Genomic DNA, 17141 nt, shown 5'->3' with positions numbered 1-17141 from the left:
TGAGCCGTCTGTCAGTGCACATTTTTGGCAGACGGCTTTTATTGTGCCGTAGAAGGGGAAAACGATGTCTTTAAACTATGAGCAGAACGAAAATGACATCCTGAATAAATTATTGCCGGAATATAGACAGCATTCTGTACAAAGAAAAAGCAATCCAGAAGCAGTTACAGGACACATTGGAGAAAGTGAAGCTGAGTAACGAGATCATTTCCTCCATCGCCAGAACTTACCAGTATATTTCACGGATCGATATTCAGGCAGATTATTTCGAAGAGATCAATAACCGGGATACCGAGCATCTGAAGTTCACGAAATCGGGAAAGCTGTCGGAAAGCAATGAAAAGGTATGCAGACAATACGTGGCGGAGGAGTATCAGGAGGCATTTTTCAAATTTGTGGATCTGAAGACCCTGCCGGAACGCATGAAGAATGAAGAGACGTTAGTCCTAGAATACCGGATGAAGGATGGCGACTGGCACAGACTCCGTTTTGTGGAAAAAAAGAGAGACGAAAACGGTGTACTGACCCATGTGCTCTGCCTGATCCGCAGCATCAGCGATACCAAGAAGTGGGAACATGAACTGATGTATCAGGTGGAGGAAGCCAGGAAGGCAGCAGCTTTGAAGGCCCGTTTCCTGTCAAATATGAGTCATGATATCCGGACACCCATGAATGGCATTATCGGCACGCTGAATCTGGCAAACCGTTATCCGGATGATCTGGAGGTACAGAGAAAGTGCCGGGAACAGATCATGACTTCATCGAAGTATCTGGTCTCTATCGTGAATGATATTCTGGATATGAACAAACTGGAGTCGGGAGGTGTAGTGGAACAGGAGATTCCGTTTAATCTGGCAGAACTGCTGAACCGGGTTAACCTCGGCAAGCAGAAGCAGGCGGCAGAAAAGAATGTGGAATATATTGTTGACTGGGAACAGAGTGATATCCGCCATATGGATCTGGCAGGGAATCCGATCTATGTGGAGAGACTGCTGACCAATATTTCTGATAATGCGGTTAAATTTACCGGACCGGGCGGCAGTGTGCGTGTCTGGTGTGCAGAAAAATATGCGGACGAGGAGCGGGTAGTCTATGAATTCGGCTGTGCCGATACTGGTATCGGCATGAGTGAAACCTTTCTGGAACATGCTTTTGAACCGTTCACGCAGGAGAATGAGACCAGCAGATCCAGGTACGAAGGCACAGGACTGGGACTTGCCATTGCAAAGAAAATCGTGGACAGGCTGGATGGAGACATTGCCATAGAGAGTAAAAAAGGCGTCGGAACTACTGTGACCATGACACTTCCGTTCAAAATCGGGGAACCGGTGGAGAAGGAGAAGAACGTAAACTATGAGGAAATCCCGGTGGAAGGTCTGCGGGCGCTGTTAGCAGAGGACAATGAACTCAACATGGAGATCACAAAATTCATGCTGGAGGATTACGGGATCCACGTAGAGTGCGCTGCAGACGGAGAAGAGGCGGTACAAAAGTTCAAAAATCTGAGCTGGGATATTACGATGTGATCTTCATGGACATTATGATGCCGAAGCTAAATGGCTGGGATGCCACCCGCAGGATCCGGTCCATGAAACGGTCGGATGCCGGAAATGTCCCCATCATTGCCATGAGCGCCAATGCCTTTGCGGAAGACATTATCAACAGCCGATGGATGAAAAGAAGCTGTTGGAAACAGTGAAGGAATGCATTATGTTCCGGGACCATTCCTGAAGAAACAGCATAGAAACAGCCTAGAAAAGGGCAGAGGATATCCTCTGTCCTTTTCCTATATTAGGATGACTTATCGTGCAACATTACGTACTGAAAATGGTGGGACAACCGGATATAATAGCTACAAAGACAGGAGTTTTTTCTGTGAAGCATGTGGCCTACATTATGGAAAGGAGAAAAATTATGATTTCATTTATATTGTGTCTGTTGCTGTTAACCATTTTATTCGGAATCGCATATAAGATTACCGGGGCAATTTTAAAGGCCTGTGTGTGGCTGCTGATCCTGTTGCCCATCGGCCTCATCCTGTCGGGCGTGGGAGTGATCTTCTGCTGTACAATCATTTTAATACCGGTAGGGATCGGAATTATCAAGGCCGGGATCCGGATGATATTGCCGGGGTAAAGAAATAAAATGATAACAGACTGCCTGATGTGTGGTAAAATAAAGTTATCGCATATCAGGCAGTTTCATTATTATTGATATATAGTATTGATAAATCAGGAAAGGTGATGGCATATGGAGATCAAAAGTATACTGATCAAAGATACAACGAGAGAAGAGCGGATCCGCATTATACAGGAGGGTTTGAACCAGTGCGGTGGAGCCTGTGACTTCTGCAACGGTTGTGATAATCTGGGCGGTGGTTCCGTGGATACATTTTATGAACCGTACATTAACGGGGAGAAGGAACTGCGGCAGCTGAATGAGGAATACAGAAGCAACATGGGACTGGTGAGATAGGAGACGGGCTATGTTTTTCATACCGTGTATTAAGTGGAATAAGCACTATTATGTGCGGACAAGCTGCTGTAATACGCTGTATGAACTGGATCCGGAGATGGGAAAGGCCATTGCCCGGGGAGAGCAGGTACTGATTCGCCCGGAGCATTTGCAGAGAATTTCAAAAGTGACCTATGGGTATAACTATAAACATTGCAATTACTGTGGGTATGAGACAGCAGAAAATTTTGAGTATTGCCCAAAGTGCGGTAAGAAATTTTAAAAGCGAGAGGGGACGTGAATCTGTCTCGATTTCAAAAGGGAGTGTTACTCACAAGGACCATTGTCTTTCCAGGCACCTTTCCATTTTGGTTTTTCTGTGGAACGTTTTGGTAGATTCATAGTGTTCATCAGGCGGTCCACTCTGCCGAGACTGATGTTTATGCCATAATCACGTTCTAATACACGACGGATCTTGTAAGCACCAAGAGAGTTATCGTAATCAGTATAGATTTGTAAAAGGTGCTTACGAATCAACGGATTTTCTTTTGTACGAGGTGCTAAATCTGAATAAAAGTGCTTGTAATAAGTACTGCGATTTATGCGAAGAACTCGACAAAGAGTTTTGATATCGTATTGATGACGCAGCTTATGCACGGCATCTAATCGTTGCTTGAGTGTGGCGTGAATATGGCAATCGCTTTTTTTAGTATTTGGTTTTCTTCTTCCAGCTGAGCCATACGTTTTTGAAGCTCTTTCACCTGCTTTGCAGTAAGAACTTCACCGTCATCAGTTTCAACAGTTGAATACTGTTTGACCCATCTGGAAAGAGCAGTTTGAGATATGCCGTACTCTTTGATAAGAGAGGCCTGAGTTTTACCATTGTGGTAAAGCTCAACGAGGGTTCGTTTGAAATCCTCATCGTAATGTTGTTTTGTGGACATAAAAGATACCTCCTTTTGGTGTCTATGTTAATAGTAAGTCTATTTAACCAATGTGTCCACTTTTATAAGTATAATGCAGGTAGTACACATGATAAGAATTGCTGTTTGTGATGATGAAAATGTAATTGTGAATCAGATAGAGCATATAATTTCTGAAGTATGCAAGCGGGAAAGCATTCCCGTGAATATTGATGTTTTTTACAGTGGTAGGGAACTCAAAAGGCAGGTTACATCAGGAACAAAGTATGACATCATCTTTTTGGATATTCAGATGAAGGGTGGCGATGGCATCACTGCGGCTGAAAATATACGGAAGGTGGATGATAATGTACTTCTGATTTATGTATCAGGCTATGATAAATATATGATGGAATTGTTCCGGTTGGATGTATTTGGATTTATAAAGAAACCAATCGATGAGGAGATATTGACAAAGACATTTCTGGAAACTTATCAGAGAGTCTGCAGTAAAATGGTCTATTTTACCTTTTCTTATAAGCATGAAGAATATAAAATTCTATGTAAAGAGATTTTATACTTTGAAAGCAATGCCAGGAAAGTTACAATATATACGCAAAACGGGGAGCATTACACATTTAACGGGAAACTGTCAGAGATAGAACAAAAAATGTCAGATGGGAAAATACCTTTTTTGAGAGTACATCAGTCTTATCTGGTAAATTATTATTTGATTAGATCAAGGACAAAAATAGAAATAACGTTGGTAAATGGGAAGAAACTGCCTATAAGCGAAGAACGGCAGAAATACTTTAACCAACAATATAGCCATCTTCTGGGAGGGGAAATCAATGTATAATCAAATAGAAGATATTCTATTAAATATTTCTATTGTTATCGCAACCGTATGGATTGTAAAAAGATTTTGGGGAAGCTTTTTTGAAGAAAAGCAGAATAGTATACTTTCTGTTTCTCTGTGGATTGTTTATTGCATATTCCAATTTTTCTTTGGTTATCATAATGGGCGCCTGCAAATTTTTGCAACCATTCTGAACATTTTACTGATTCTGTCCATAGCGATGGTTGCCTACCAAAGCCGTGGAAAGGAAAAATACTTTTTATTGGCTACATTCTATGCAGGCTGGTCGTTGATTGAGGTCTTTGTCTTTTCCCTAATCAATAGCTTTGACATAGGGGAAAGCCAGCAAAGGGATATTATTGGGTTGGTATTATCGAACATCCTGATGATCCTTTCTGTATATGCACTGTCGATGGTGGCAGAAAAAAGAAAGGAGAGTCCGGTACCGGGAAAATATTATTTTTTTCTCCTGTTGGTGCCAGTGGGAAGCATAGTCATTGCAATCAATGAATTTTGCTCAGAAGGAAAGTCCTTTTTTGCTGTTATCACTATCAGCATTCTTATCTTATTTAATGTCATTATTTTTGAATTGTATGTAAAAATAAATAAAGTTTTTGCTTATGAAAAAGAACATACAGTTTATGCCCAGCAATTTGATATGATCGAAAAAATTACGGTATCGCAAAAAAAGATGTTGGAGGAATTTTATGAGGACAGGCACAATCTGCTGAATAAACTTATTGTTTTAAAAAACAGCGTTGAAAACAGTGATAAAGAGTCTGTAATCAGAAACCTGAATCAGATTATCAAAAACAGCAATATTTCCGAAAACATTTCCAATACCGGCAACAGTACCATTGATTGTCTGATTAATTTCAAATATGCCGTTGCTAAGGAATACGGGATTACATTTCAGTTAAAAATATTTATTCCAGAGGAGCTTTCCATGGAACCATGTGATATTGGCATAGCACTGGGAAATGCACTGGATAATGCAATAGAAGCTGTCCGGGACTGCAGGCAGCACCAAAAGGTGATAGAAATATCCATGGGAGTGAAAAAGCAGGCGCTGGTCATGCTGATAAAGAATCCATATGAGCATGTCTTAAAAAACGACAGAAGCGGAAAATATCAATCCACAAAAACAGAAAGCGGCAGACATGGATATGGATTAAATTCCATAGCAAGAATTGCAGAAAAGTACCAGGGCGAAATTCTAGTGGAAGCACAGGATTCTGTATTTTGCCTGACCGTTGTTATGAATTTGCCGGAAAATTGACAGCTATTGCCGTATTTTTGACATATTAGGGATTATTTTGAGGGGAATATGATACCTGACTTTGGGAGTTGAATCTTAAAATATGGTGCTAAGCCACGGATTAAAACCTGTGGCTTAGCATTTTTTCTGATGTCTCCGTCGTTTAAAAAGTAGGAACTTAACGGCAGGCCGATAAGTGCTGAAAATTCTTTTATAAATTTAGAACCCCGTGCAAGGTTGATATACTTTCGGTCTGATATTTTACAACTCGGAACTCATGGATAAAATTAAAGATATCCTAAAGACGGATGACCGTTGTCATGAATCTACTGGAAAATTGACAGCTATTGCCGTATTTTTGACATATTAGTGATTATCTTGCGGGGAATATGATATGATTACAAAATAGTTCATTAAGGGGGTATACATAATGAAGAAAAATGAAAAGAAAACTGTATTAGCAAAAGCATTAACATCCGTTGCTGATGGAATGTTATCAAAAGCTGCAAACAGCAGATGTGCACTCATATACCATCAGCCTAAACAGCCGGAAGAAGTGAGGAAATTCAGGAAAAACAAATAAATGAGAAAAGTAGCAAAGTTGTTGACAGATTATGTTATCAAAAAGAGCATGGTTGATGAAGCAGATCGGGAAGTCTATGAATATGGATTTGTCATAACCTTGGAAGTTGGGTTGTTTTTGGTTGCAAGCTTGTTCATCGCACTGAAACTCGATATGGTCTTAGAAGGGATATTTTTCTTTGTGATTTTCTCACCATTGCGTTCCTATGCAGGTGGTTTGCATTTGGAAAAATTCTGGATATGCTTTGTTTTGTCATGCTTAACATATATTACTACTCTGCTTGTAGTTAAGAATCTCTGTTTACATGAATTTGTTTCACTTATTGTATTATTCGCCCTGGAAGTATTTGTGTATGTGTTATATCCAGTTGAGAACAGAAACAGGGAGATAAACGAAGAAGAGAACAAGTGTTTTAATATAAAGCTGATGAAATATTTATGCTTGGATTTTTTTATCGGAATAGTTTGCACTATATTTGAAAAGGATAGCTACTTCTTGGAGCTAAATATAATATTTTTAATAGTTGTAATCACAATGCTGATAGGGAAATGCAGAAATCATTTGAAAAATGTATGTAAAAGCTATGTTCCAGGAAAAGGTCTCTGGTAGCTGGGTCAATGTGGAATCATGGGAAGATTCGAGCAATACCATAACAGCATCTGGCTTGGAAATATATCTGGTTTCCAGAGGTACATATCGAGTTACAATGACGTGTAGTGTTAATGGAGAAATTAAAACGGCAACATCGGCAGAAAAGAATTATCAGTTTGTAGAAAAATGTAATGTGTATTGCAGGTGGGGAAATCTGCTTTGCAACTATGGATGGGAGTGGTGCCCATGAAGAGTCTATAATGGCGAGAAATTTGAGAAGTGAAACGGAGGAGATTTTGAATGAAAATATTGACAAAAGTTATGGATTTACTTGCATTATCGGTTATCTTGTCTTTTATGATTTTGATGTTTTCAGGATGCCAGATGGCTTCCGGTACTCTTTCCGAAAAGGAAATTACTGTGTTTAACACAGAATTTTTCAATGGTGACATAACGAACATGAACAATATGCTGTTATCCAGCGAGTATAGTCAACCAGATGAAATTAACTTGTTTGAGTTATTTTATAATGGCGTTGGAGGAGCGTTTGGCGAAGTATCGGAGGATGAACTGTCAATGCTGACAGAGTTATGTAGTGATGCCCCGTATTTGGATATCATAAAAATCACAGCAAATGAAATGGATGCTTTTTTGCAGGAAAAAATGGGAATAAGTCTGGCGGAGACAAAAAAGACAGGCTTGGACAGTTTCTATTATTTGGAGCAATATGACAGTTACTATCTGATTATGGGAGACTCGAATTTTGATTGGTGTATGGTTACTTCCGGAACTTGGGAGTCAGATAACAAACTCATACTGAAATACGAAAAAGAGTATGAGGGGGGGGCAATGGGTGGTCATTTTACAAAAGACGGATGATGGTTATTTGTTTATTTCTAACCAGAAGGCAGATTAAACAAGTTCAGACGAGAAAGAGAGGTATTTTATGAAGAGAAAAGAGGAAGCAATGAAAAAGTATATAATGTATAAACCATCATCTACAACTTATGATTATATTTGGGGTGCCTTTTTCTCAAGCTGTAGTGGTAATGGAACAAAAGATCATTCTACGCAGCCTGCTTTGAAAGCTTTAAGTTGCACAGATATTGCAACTGGTGCGGGAGGACATCGTTACGGGCTATGTCAAATGGGTGCCGCATTGCGTGCAAAAAATGGTGATTCCGCATCGAATATTTTGTTGTATTATTACACTGATTGCAGGATCATATCCTGCACATTAAAATAGAAAATGTGCCAGAAAGAGATTAAGACGAGTATGGGTAAGATGAAAAATAAGGTTTTGCCGGTCTCTGTTCTTGTGTTGTTTATGCTGATGTGCATCAATGCGTGTGGAATATCGAAATCCAGGGATAGTGCTGATATGGTCTCAGAGCTTAATAACAGGATTATAGAAAAGGTAGCAGAGAATTACGAAGAAGGTAACATCAGTGCATTAGATATTGTTATAGTTCGGATTGATTTTGGTTCTTTCTCGCAAGATAATGCCAGTGAAATATTCGTGTTATGCAAGATTTTGAATACCCCTCATGTTGCAGGATTGGATAAAACGGTGGGTATCCTTTTAGATGCTGATTCATTAGAAATGGTAGCATATAAGGAGTTTGCGGCTGATAAAGTAGTTATAAACTGTATTCAAGCGAGTGACGGACAAAGCAGAATATTGGTATCAAAAACCACAACATATCAAGGAATATCAACACAGGAAATTCAGCTTTTAGCTGTCGAAGGCAGTCAATGGGTAGAAATTCCGATAGATGCGCTAAAGATCATTGGAGATGAATCTTTTTATTATATGGATATAGTAGATGATTTGATTATTGTGGCATCTGAGGATAAATTGATAAGTTCTGAAGAAATCGTAGCAGTATTAAAGTGGAACCCTGAGACAGAGCAGTTTGTTTTGGAACAGTAACGGGTTTGGCGGTGTGCAAGTCCAAATTATTAAATAACAATGTGCATAAAGAAAAGCGGAAATCTGGCTATATTAGATGAAATCACCATGACCACTAATTCCTTTGTCTATCAGAATGCTGAAAGCGGTGATGCTAAAGTTTAATTTTTATTTAAAACCGTATTTTCCAAAGAGGGAAGAAGTTCGGCAACCGTAACTTTTTCCACGGAGTCAGCTTTCGTACCTTTTGTTTTAGGCTTCTTAACCCTGGTTTTAAGAGGAGAAAACCGGCGCATTTTAAACTCTGGTTTAACCATTATCACCGTCAGAAATCCAGAAGTAAACAAAAGTAAACATATTATTTGATACTTTGAGAAATCAAAAAAATCGGAAACGCTGTATTTATCAGCATTTCCGACCCTTTTAACCTAATAGCGAGAGGGGGATTCGAACCCTCGACACTGCGGGTATGAACCGCATGCTCTAGCCAACTGAGCTATCTCGCCATATGACCAACCGAAGTTGGAATGGAACCTATAGGGCTCGAACCTATGACCCTCTGCTTGTAAGGCAGATGCTCTCCCAGCTGAGCTAAGATTCCATTTCGTTGCTCTCGCAATCGACTTGTTCAGTATACAATGTGAGTCACACTTTGTCAACACGTTTTTTGATATTTTTGTAAAAATTTTGTATGCAATTAGAACAATAATAGCAAAGAGCAGGAAATTACAGGGCTTTCTTTACACTGATAGCCTTCATAGGACACATTTCCTGACAGCAGAAACAGGAAATACAGCCCTTTCTGCGAAATTTTGCCTTGCGGTTTTCTATTTTGATCACATGAGCCGGACAACTTTCCGCACATTTTCCACATCCCACACATTTTTCCGGTGTCAGCTGGGGATACGATTTCAACAGTCGGGAAGCTACGAACATGAAAGGTTTACGTAAAAATTTCGGCACACCGTTGGTAAAATCCAGTTTGATGGTATCCGGCTTCTGAAAAGGAGACAGTCCTTCCGGAACCGTATCACCCACAAGAGTCAGATCCTCCGGATGTGCCAGCCCTCTTTCTAATGCCTGGCGCAGCATGGCGATCTCCGTTGGCTCTAATCCCATGAGTTTTGCGGCAAAACAGTCCTGTGTATAAAAATCTTTTGCTGTCAGCAGCATATGCAGGGGATGCGATGTGCCGCCGGTAGGTCCATTGCCCTCCATGGCATCGATGGCGTCGATGACGGTGAGCTGTGGAGCCACGGTCTGTGCCAGCTCCAAAAGCATATTGGAGAAATCCTCTATCTCGGGCCAACGGTAGTGCATCTGGGGCTTTTCCAGTCCAGGAATAGTGCCGAAGAGATTCTTGATACCGCCGGAATAACCGGTCATGGCATGGGTCTTTAATTTACAGATATTAATGATGTAATCAGCTTCCACAATGGGAGTGATCAGGTGGAAGCTGTGATTCTTAAATCCTGTCGGACAGTTCACGGTCTGTGCAGAAAAGTCCATGTTCAGTGTAGCCCCTTCGCCCAGCGTATCCATACCGCATACATGATATACATGCTTCATGGCCTCGGCATTGTAGAGACCGCCGGAACTTTCCGCAATGGTAATATGCTGAATACCCTGTTCTCGCAGCCATCGTACCACCGCCTTTACCACCAGCGGGTGTGTAGTGGCTGGAAAATCAGGTGACTTTGCCATGACGAGGTTGGGTTTGATGACGATCTTCATCTCCGGGCGCAAGTCTGCGGCGATGTTCAAAGCCTCCATACTTTTGCAGATGGCGGGATAGATCAGTTCTTCGTTATATTCCGGTACGATGTGTAATGTCTGTATCATAATGACCTCTAAAGTGGTTTATTTTCTATATAGTACATGAATTTACTTGTTTTTTCAATGCTTCCGTGCTATACTACGAAATGTTGTTGAGATTTGATGGAAGAAATCAGAAGCGCATCGCAATGATTTCTTTTTTTGTGCTAAAAAGGAGTATTTTGTGAGTTATTTTTTGGAAAATGAAGAAGTGGAAAAAGTAGAAGAGGTAAAGGAGCAGGACGGTATCGCATCGATCGAGCCGTTGTTGGATAACCGTATCGTCCGTGCGATTCGTGAGATGGGTTTTGAGAAGCTGTCTCCGATCCAGGAGCAGGCGATTCCCTATTTATTACAGGGTGAGGACATTATCGGACAGGCACAGACCGGAACGGGCAAGACTGCTGCATTCGGCATTCCGGCGATCCAGCACATCAATCCCGATGTGAAGAAGTTACAGACCATTATTTTATGTCCTACCAGAGAACTGGCAATCCAGGCCGCGGAAGAACTGCGGAAAATCGCTAAATACATGCATGGCATCAAGGTGCTTCCCGTTTACGGTGGACAGGATATCAGTCGTCAGATCGCAGGATTGCGGGGCGTGCAGATTATCGTGGGAACCCCGGGACGCGTCATGGATCACATGCGCAGACATACCATCAAACTGGATCTGGTGAACATGGTGGTATTGGATGAGGCAGATGAGATGCTGAACATGGGCTTCCGTGAGGATATGGAGCTGATCTTGGGACAGATTCCCGGAGAGCACCAGACGGCACTGTTTTCCGCTACCATGCCGAAGCCGATCCTGGAGATCACGGACCGGTTCCAGAAGGATGCAAAAATAGTAAAAGTAGCGGCAAAAGAACTGACGATTCCGTTGGTATCCCAGAAATTCTACCGTGTGAAAAATCAGGACAAGGATGCAGCCTGTGTAAGGCTGTTAGAGTACTATCAGCCGAAGCTGACCCTGATCTTCTGTAATACGAAGAAAAAGGTGGACGAACTGGCGGATCTGTTGAAGCAGCAGGGCTTCCAGGCAGAAGGGCTGCATGGCGATCTGTCCCAGGCGCAGCGTGATGTGGCCATGAACCGTTTCCGTAACGGCGGAGCCAGCATTCTGATCGCTACGGATGTGGCAGCCAGAGGTATTGATGTGGATGATGTGGAAGCTGTCATTAATTACGATATTCCGCAGGATATCGAGTACTATGTGCACCGTATCGGCAGAACCGGCCGTGCCGGAAGAAAGGGCAGATCCTTTACCTTTGCCAACAGTAGGGAGATCGGTAAGATCCGCGAGATCGAGAGAGTCTGTCATACCACCATTACCGAGAAAAAGCTTCCCGGCGCAGCAAAGGTTCTGAAAGCGAAAGCGGATAAATATCTGAACAAGGCGTGGGAACTGCATGAGCACGAAGACGTTGAACTGATGAAGAGCTTTTTACAGCGGAAAATGGAAGAGGAAGGCTGCGATGCACTGGATCTGGCGGCAGCCATGCTGAAATATCAGGTCGGCGACAAGGGCGAGGAGATCGCCGCAGATGATTATGTACAGCGCCGCGGACGGTTCGGAGAGAAGGGACGTTTCGGCAGAAACGATGGCGAAGGCCGTGGTTTCGGCAGAGGAGACGGAAGACGGAGGTTCAGCCGCGAAGACGGGGACCGCAGAAGATTCGGCCGTAGTGACAGAGACCGCAGAGATGATGGCAGCACCGGTTCCGGAGAGGACAGAAGACGTCGCAGAGACGAGAACCGCGAGGACGGAAGAAAATGGAGCGGCCGCGACAGAAAGGCAGCGGACCGTAAATACTCCGGGGACAGAGCGGAGAGAGAAGCGAAAAAGAGAAAGAAACGGGAAGAGCCGGGCATCGGTAACAGCTTCCCCAAGAGAAAAAAATCTTAAGTAGATGAGGAATTTTATGTATTTGCCGCAAAAGCCGCAGTTGTGCTTTCGCGGCAAATCGTGTATAGTTAGGAAAGAATAGATAGGCATAATTCAGAAAGGTCTGCGGTATGAAAACACTGAAAAAACAGATACCTTATATCCTGTTGGGGGCCACACTTCTGCTCCTTTTGGGACTTAATATTATCAGCCAGGATCACTGGCTGGATTCCGATATGGCGGCAGAGATGATCTTTTCCCGGATCCTTGCGGGGGAGCATCAGATGATTTCAACGACGAACTGGTATTATTCCACGGAGTTCCGTGTGCTGTATACACAGCTGATCATGGGACCGCTGTTCCGGATCTGCAACAACTGGCATGTGATCCGCACGATCACGAATCTGGTGTTTTACGGGCTGATGCTGGCTTCCTATTATTATTTTATGAAGCCGTTAAAGGTATCCAGAGGGCTTACGGTGTTAAGCTCCTGTCTGTTGCTTCTGCCTTTTTCCGAGACCATGATGACACACATGCAAATGGGCAATACCTACATGTCCCATGTGATTCTGGTGTTGTGGTTCTTCGGTATGTATCTGCGGCTGTGCAGTGGAGAATACAGTACAAAACGCAAGGTCAGCCTATGGATCTTCTATGTACTACTGGCTATTGTCTGTGGAATGTCCGGCGTACGTTACCTGCTGGCATTACAGTGCCCGCTGGTACTGACTTCCTTTTTCTATCTGTTGAGTGGAGAGAAGTTCCAGGGTTTCCGGGGAGAGATGACAAAGGAGCGTTTTCGTGCCTTGCTGCCTACGACCCGGATGAGATATTTTCTCTACAGTGTAGTGGGAGCGTTTTTCACAGTAGCGGGCTACGGCATTAATGTGGTATGGATCAGCCATAAATATGTGTTCCAGACCTACGGTGCCACGAATTTCATTGCTCTGTACCACGGGGTGCTGTTTGACCGGATCCAGAATGCAGTAGGCTGTCTGTTAATGCTTTTTGGTTATATTCCGGATAAGGGATTTTTATCCCTGCGGGGTGTTGTGACGATGGCAGCCTTTGTGATGCTTGGCATCTACGGATACGTTACGGTCAAAAGCGGGAAAATGCAGCGCATCACGGGATTTCGCAGTCTGATCACACTGTTTTTGAAAGTCAGTTTTGTACTGAATCTGTTTGTGTTTATTTTTACCACCAGTACCATGGTGCCGCGGTATTATATCACGATCTTCATTTTCGCCCTGCCGGTATTGTGCTTTTATCTGGAAGAGGAAAAAATGCCCTTTGACAGATTGGCGGTGACGGCACTGCTTACCGTCTGCCTGCTCCTTGGAACGGGGAAAACAGTGATGTCTTTCCTGACGGTGGACAAGAACGAGACGAAGCGTCCCGTGGCGGAATTCCTTGCGGGGAACGGATATGATTTCGGCTTCGCTACTTATAATAATGCCAATATCATCACGGAGCTTACGAATGGTGAAGTGGAGATCGGCAATATCGGAGATCCCGAGCACCTGGAGTATTTCAAGTGGTCTTCGCCTATGAAATATTATGAGGAAGGGTATCATGCCGGGGAGACATTCCTGCTCCTGACGTCGGAGGAATGCGCGGAATATGCATCGGCGCCTGCGCTGAAACAGGGCAATAAGGTGTATGAGGACGGCAGTTATACGGTCTATGTATTTGACAGTACGGAGGATCTGATGGACTGTGCTGTGGCGAGAAAATAATGACAGAGATTTCGTATATTGCAGACGACATTGTTGGCACCCGGCACTGGCCGCAACGGGACAGAACGGTTTGGGGACTGGCTGGTTGGAGAATCGGGTAAGACACAGGGATGTCAGTACTTTTTGAAAAAGGATAACGTCTGCGGAAAGGTTGTAAGTATGAGAATCGGAATGGGATATGATGTACATCGTCTGGTGGAGGGAAGAGACCTGATCATTGGCGGTGTGAAAATACCTTATGAAAAAGGACTTCTGGGACATTCGGATGCGGATGTCCTGCTCCATGCAATCATGGATGCGCTGTTGGGAGCAGCGGCGCTGGGGGACATCGGGAAACATTTCCCGGATACAGATCCGGCATACAAGGATATTTCTTCCATAAAATTGCTGGAAAAAGTGGGCGAGCTGCTGGAAGAAAATCATGTGTTTATCGAAAATATCGATGCGACGATCATTGCACAGGCACCGAAGATGCGCCCGCATATCGATACCATGCGGGAAAATATCGCGAAAGCCCTGCTGATCGATGTGGGACAGGTCAATGTGAAGGCTACCACGGAGGAAGGACTGGGATTCACCGGCAGCGGAGAGGGAATCTCCTCTCAGGCAATCTGTCTGGTGACTACGCCGTTTGATCTTACGGCACAGGCGATGCAGGGCGGCTGCGGAAACTGCAGCGGATGCCCGAAGAGCTGATAATTTCGGAAAATAAGAACTTGACAAATGGGTCGATAGGATATAGACTTTAATTAGAACAAGGTCTGTATACTACCGACCTTTTATAATGTGATGAGTGCAAAAAAGCCAATAGGATTGCATAATTGGCAAGGGCTGGATTAAGAAGGATACAAGGAGGAATGGGAATGTATCAGATGACGGAGACAGAATACAGATTTGCTGAGCTGATCTGGGAGGAGGAACCCATCGGTTCCGGAGAACTGGTAAAACAGTGCACAGAGAAGTTCGGCTGGAAGAAATCCACTACCTATACGTTTATTAAAAAGCTTTGTGAGAACGGTATTTTCAAAAATGAGAATGCCATCGTATCTTCCGTATTGAATAAGGAGGAATACCACAGAGCCCAGGGGGAGGCTTTCGTGGAGAAGGCTTACGGCGGTTCGCTGCCGAAGATGATAGCCGCATTTATCCAGAGCAAGAAGCTCAGCGCAGCGCAGATCGCTGAGATCGAAGCTATGATCGAGGATTATAAGAGCTGACGGAGAAAACAGCTGCGGCACCGGAGGGGCAGTGGGTGCTTTTGGAAGAATAAAATACTATTGTGATTACAAAGGTTCTATGCTAATATAAATGGCATAGGGCCTTTTTCTATTATCAGATCTGTTTTCTATTAGAATCCAATGTCGGAGAAATTTTCCAATCCATTGAAATTAGGTAGAAAATATGCTTTTAACTTCATTCTTGCAACTAAAAACAGTTGCAAAAAACGAGCAGAAAAAATATAATATAATTAACAAGGGGTACAAATGGGACAAAAGGAAAAACTAATTGAACAGTTAAAAAGCAGACCGAAGACATTTACCTTTCATGATGCGGAAGTTTTATTGGATTATCTGGAATTTACGAAATCCAATAAGGGGAAAACCAGCGGTTCCAGAGTGATGTTTACCAGTGAGGAGCATGGGAGTATATTACTACATAAGCCGCATCCGCAAAAGGAATTGAAAGCATACCAGGTCAGACAATTATGTGATCTGTTGGAACAGGAGGGATTGATTTGAAAAATACGATGGAATATAAAGGGTATATCGGAAGTGTAGAATTTTCAGAGGGAGATGGTATCTTTTTCGGAAAAGTAATGGGAATACGGTCTTTGATATCTTATGAGGGAACCGATGCCAGGAGTCTGGTAGAGGATTTTCATGGGGCGGTAGATGATTATCTGCAACTGTGTGAAGGACAGGGGAAAGCTCCGGAAAAAGCATACAAGGGAAGCTTTAATATCCGGATCGCGCCTGAGACTCATAAGCAGCTTGTGATCCATGCAACTGCATGCCAGATGTCACTGAATGAATATGTGAGGGAAACGTTGGAAAAAGCAGTGATGTAGAAAACTCCGGGGTTGACAAACCCCTCATTTTTGCATATCTTATTTAGTAGGAATTATCATATATGTAGTAAAGGCATGGAGCAGGAAAAGTACTTTTCGGTGGGACGCCAGAGAGAAGCTGTTAGAAGCTGGGAGCGGCTTTCGTCTGAGGAAAAGGAAGTGCGCCTGTGAGCTGATCCGGGGAACGTTAACAGTAATCAGTATCCGGATCCGGTGAGCACCCGTTATGTGCATGGCGCCATAGGCGCCGGAGTGAAGGGCATCGTCCCTTAAGTAGAGTGGAACCGCGGATAAATTCGTCTCTAAGAGAAGAGTTTGTTCGCGGTATTTTTTTCGAGGTGAGAACATGGGCATCATCAAAAATTTAAAAGAAGAAGTCCGTATTATCAAGGAACGCGATCCGGCGATCCATTCCTCCATGGAGGTTCTTTTGTATCCCAGTTTCAAGGTCATGCTCCATTACAGACTGGCGCATAAGCTGTATCTGAGCGGACATTATTTCTGGGCGCGGTATATCTCCCAGCGGGGCGTGCGCAAGACCGGCATCGAGATCCATCCCGGTGCACAGATCGGCAAAGGATTTTTCATCGATCACGGTAACGGTGTCATCATCGGTGAGACCACCATTATCGGCGACAATGTGACAATGTATCAGGGCGTGACCCTGGGCGGTACCGGCAAGGAGCACGGTAAGCGTCACCCCACCATTGGCAACAACGTCATGATCAGTGCGGGAGCGAAAGTCCTGGGGTCCTTCACCATCGGAGATAATTCGAAGATCGGTGCCGGAAGCGTGGTCTTAAGCGAAGTGCCGCCCGGATCTACGGTGGTAGGTGTGCCGGGACGCGTGGTGAAGCGCAACAACGCAAGTCTCCCCCAGGAGACCATGAACCAGACAGACCTCCCTGATCCGGTGCGGGAGGATATCACGGTATTGCAGCGTGAGAATTCCGAACTGACCAACCGGGTACTGGAAATGGAAGATGAATTAAAGCAGCTGCGCAGGCTGGTGGTAATGAGCGAAGAAGCGAAAACTGATAATACAGTTAAGACAGGAAAGGATAAATCATGA

The 17141-nt window shown here is 43.6% G+C and carries 23 protein-coding genes, 2 tRNA genes and 1 other annotated feature; of the genes, 20 read left to right on the top strand and 5 right to left on the bottom strand.

What is annotated here, in order from left to right:
- Positions 1 to 64: 64 nt before the first annotated feature.
- The 6 genes from DW835_RS18655 (at position 65) to DW835_RS15115 (ending at position 2737) form a co-directional block, all read left to right on the top strand.
- The gene (locus DW835_RS18655; protein WP_255713338.1) at positions 65 to 199 is read left to right on the top strand and encodes a hypothetical protein; all 135 of its coding nucleotides are present in this window, start codon (positions 65 to 67) and stop codon (positions 197 to 199) included.
- Complete coding sequence (locus DW835_RS15135) at positions 186 to 1526, top strand: ATP-binding protein (RefSeq protein WP_118538356.1); 1341 nt, start codon at positions 186 to 188, stop codon at positions 1524 to 1526. The genes DW835_RS18655 and DW835_RS15135 overlap by 14 nt, the downstream gene beginning before the upstream one ends.
- 5 nt (positions 1527 to 1531) lie before the next feature.
- Positions 1532 to 1699: a response regulator gene (locus DW835_RS15130; protein WP_145985593.1), complete on the top strand. Its 168-nt coding sequence runs from the start codon at positions 1532 to 1534 to the stop codon at positions 1697 to 1699.
- A gap of 215 nt (positions 1700 to 1914) precedes the next feature.
- Positions 1915 to 2136: a hypothetical protein gene (locus DW835_RS15125; protein WP_117466689.1), complete on the top strand. Its 222-nt coding sequence runs from the start codon at positions 1915 to 1917 to the stop codon at positions 2134 to 2136.
- A 114-nt stretch (positions 2137 to 2250) separates the two neighbouring features.
- Positions 2251 to 2475, top strand: a complete 225-nt coding sequence (locus DW835_RS15120) for a hypothetical protein (protein ID WP_022153385.1) — start codon at positions 2251 to 2253, stop codon at positions 2473 to 2475.
- A 10-nt stretch (positions 2476 to 2485) separates the two neighbouring features.
- Positions 2486 to 2737, top strand: a complete 252-nt coding sequence (locus tag DW835_RS15115; RefSeq protein ID WP_117466691.1) for a zinc-ribbon domain-containing protein — start codon at positions 2486 to 2488, stop codon at positions 2735 to 2737.
- Between the two features lie 379 nt (positions 2738 to 3116).
- On the opposite strand, the gene DW835_RS18505 is transcribed toward DW835_RS15115, so the two are convergent.
- The gene (locus DW835_RS18505; protein WP_118731386.1) at positions 3117 to 3398 is read right to left on the bottom strand and encodes a transposase; all 282 of its coding nucleotides are present in this window, start codon (positions 3396 to 3398) and stop codon (positions 3117 to 3119) included.
- An 88-nt stretch (positions 3399 to 3486) separates the two neighbouring features.
- Here DW835_RS18505 and DW835_RS15100 point away from each other — a divergent pair, with 88 nt between their 5' ends.
- From DW835_RS15100 to DW835_RS15070, 7 genes are all read left to right on the top strand, one after another.
- A complete protein-coding gene (locus tag DW835_RS15100; protein WP_117466695.1) occupies positions 3487 to 4215 on the top strand; it encodes a LytTR family DNA-binding domain-containing protein in 729 nt (242 codons plus the stop codon).
- Entirely contained in the window at positions 4208 to 5494 is a 1287-nt protein-coding gene (locus DW835_RS15095; RefSeq protein ID WP_118545576.1) for a sensor histidine kinase, read from the top strand. The genes DW835_RS15100 and DW835_RS15095 overlap by 8 nt, the downstream gene beginning before the upstream one ends.
- A 409-nt stretch (positions 5495 to 5903) precedes the next feature.
- The gene (locus DW835_RS15090; protein ID WP_117466699.1) at positions 5904 to 6056 is read left to right on the top strand and encodes a cyclic lactone autoinducer peptide; all 153 of its coding nucleotides are present in this window, start codon (positions 5904 to 5906) and stop codon (positions 6054 to 6056) included.
- Positions 6057 to 6665, top strand: a complete 609-nt coding sequence (locus DW835_RS15085; RefSeq protein ID WP_118731385.1) for an accessory gene regulator B family protein — start codon at positions 6057 to 6059, stop codon at positions 6663 to 6665.
- Positions 6666 to 6947: 282 nt separating this feature from the next.
- Complete coding sequence (locus DW835_RS15080; protein ID WP_118731384.1) at positions 6948 to 7526, top strand: hypothetical protein; 579 nt, start codon at positions 6948 to 6950, stop codon at positions 7524 to 7526.
- 67 nt (positions 7527 to 7593) lie between these two features.
- Positions 7594 to 7893, top strand: coding sequence for a hypothetical protein (locus tag DW835_RS15075; RefSeq protein ID WP_118731383.1), 300 nt, complete (start codon positions 7594 to 7596; stop codon positions 7891 to 7893).
- A 30-nt stretch (positions 7894 to 7923) separates the two neighbouring features.
- On the top strand, positions 7924 to 8580 hold the full coding sequence (locus DW835_RS15070) for a hypothetical protein (protein WP_117466709.1): 657 nt from the start codon (positions 7924 to 7926) through the stop codon (positions 8578 to 8580).
- A gap of 140 nt (positions 8581 to 8720) precedes the next feature.
- Here the strand turns inward: DW835_RS15070 and DW835_RS18090 are convergent, their stop codons facing one another.
- The 4 genes from DW835_RS18090 to DW835_RS15055 all read right to left on the bottom strand — a co-directional run bounded on the left by DW835_RS18090 (position 8721) and on the right by DW835_RS15055 (position 10401).
- Positions 8721 to 8876 carry a hypothetical protein gene (locus DW835_RS18090; protein ID WP_176865097.1) on the bottom strand — a complete coding sequence of 52 codons (156 nt, stop codon included), beginning with the start codon at positions 8874 to 8876 and terminating at the stop codon, positions 8721 to 8723.
- 115 nt (positions 8877 to 8991) lie between these two features.
- Positions 8992 to 9065, bottom strand: a tRNA-Met gene (locus DW835_RS15065).
- 22 nt (positions 9066 to 9087) lie between these two features.
- Positions 9088 to 9160, bottom strand: a tRNA-Val gene (locus DW835_RS15060).
- Between the two features lie 125 nt (positions 9161 to 9285).
- Positions 9286 to 10401, bottom strand: a complete 1116-nt coding sequence (locus tag DW835_RS15055) for a DUF362 domain-containing protein (protein ID WP_118504061.1) — start codon at positions 10399 to 10401, stop codon at positions 9286 to 9288.
- A gap of 157 nt (positions 10402 to 10558) precedes the next feature.
- Here DW835_RS15055 and DW835_RS15050 point away from each other — a divergent pair, with 157 nt between their 5' ends.
- The 7 genes from DW835_RS15050 (at position 10559) to cysE (ending at position 17141) form a co-directional block, all read left to right on the top strand.
- Entirely contained in the window at positions 10559 to 12283 is a 1725-nt protein-coding gene (locus DW835_RS15050; RefSeq protein ID WP_243037206.1) for a DEAD/DEAH box helicase, read from the top strand.
- Between the two features lie 110 nt (positions 12284 to 12393).
- Positions 12394 to 14001: a hypothetical protein gene (locus tag DW835_RS15045; protein WP_118731382.1), complete on the top strand. Its 1608-nt coding sequence runs from the start codon at positions 12394 to 12396 to the stop codon at positions 13999 to 14001.
- 159 nt (positions 14002 to 14160) lie between these two features.
- Positions 14161 to 14697 (top strand): 2-C-methyl-D-erythritol 2,4-cyclodiphosphate synthase, encoded by a 537-nt coding sequence (gene ispF / locus DW835_RS15040; protein ID WP_118731395.1) that lies wholly within the window; start codon positions 14161 to 14163, stop codon positions 14695 to 14697.
- 167 nt (positions 14698 to 14864) lie between these two features.
- On the top strand, positions 14865 to 15218 hold the full coding sequence (locus DW835_RS15035; protein WP_347559394.1) for a BlaI/MecI/CopY family transcriptional regulator: 354 nt from the start codon (positions 14865 to 14867) through the stop codon (positions 15216 to 15218).
- Between the two features lie 267 nt (positions 15219 to 15485).
- A complete protein-coding gene (locus DW835_RS15030) occupies positions 15486 to 15740 on the top strand; it encodes a type II toxin-antitoxin system HicA family toxin (RefSeq protein ID WP_118504022.1) in 255 nt (84 codons plus the stop codon).
- Complete coding sequence (locus tag DW835_RS15025; RefSeq protein ID WP_118731381.1) at positions 15737 to 16069, top strand: type II toxin-antitoxin system HicB family antitoxin; 333 nt, start codon at positions 15737 to 15739, stop codon at positions 16067 to 16069. Before DW835_RS15030 ends, DW835_RS15025 begins: the two co-directional genes overlap by 4 nt.
- Before the next feature lie 67 nt (positions 16070 to 16136).
- Positions 16137 to 16376 (top strand) — a binding site (T-box leader).
- A gap of 45 nt (positions 16377 to 16421) precedes the next feature.
- Entirely contained in the window at positions 16422 to 17141 is a 720-nt protein-coding gene (gene cysE, locus DW835_RS15020; protein ID WP_347559396.1) for a serine O-acetyltransferase, read from the top strand.

Origin of the sequence: Clostridium sp. AM34-9AC, assembly GCF_003480225.1 — a bacterium.
Taxonomy (GTDB): domain Bacteria; phylum Bacillota; class Clostridia; order Lachnospirales; family Lachnospiraceae; genus Acetatifactor; species Acetatifactor acetigignens.
Note: the sequence above shows the minus strand (reverse complement) of the source record. Positions and strands in the feature narration are given on the sequence as shown.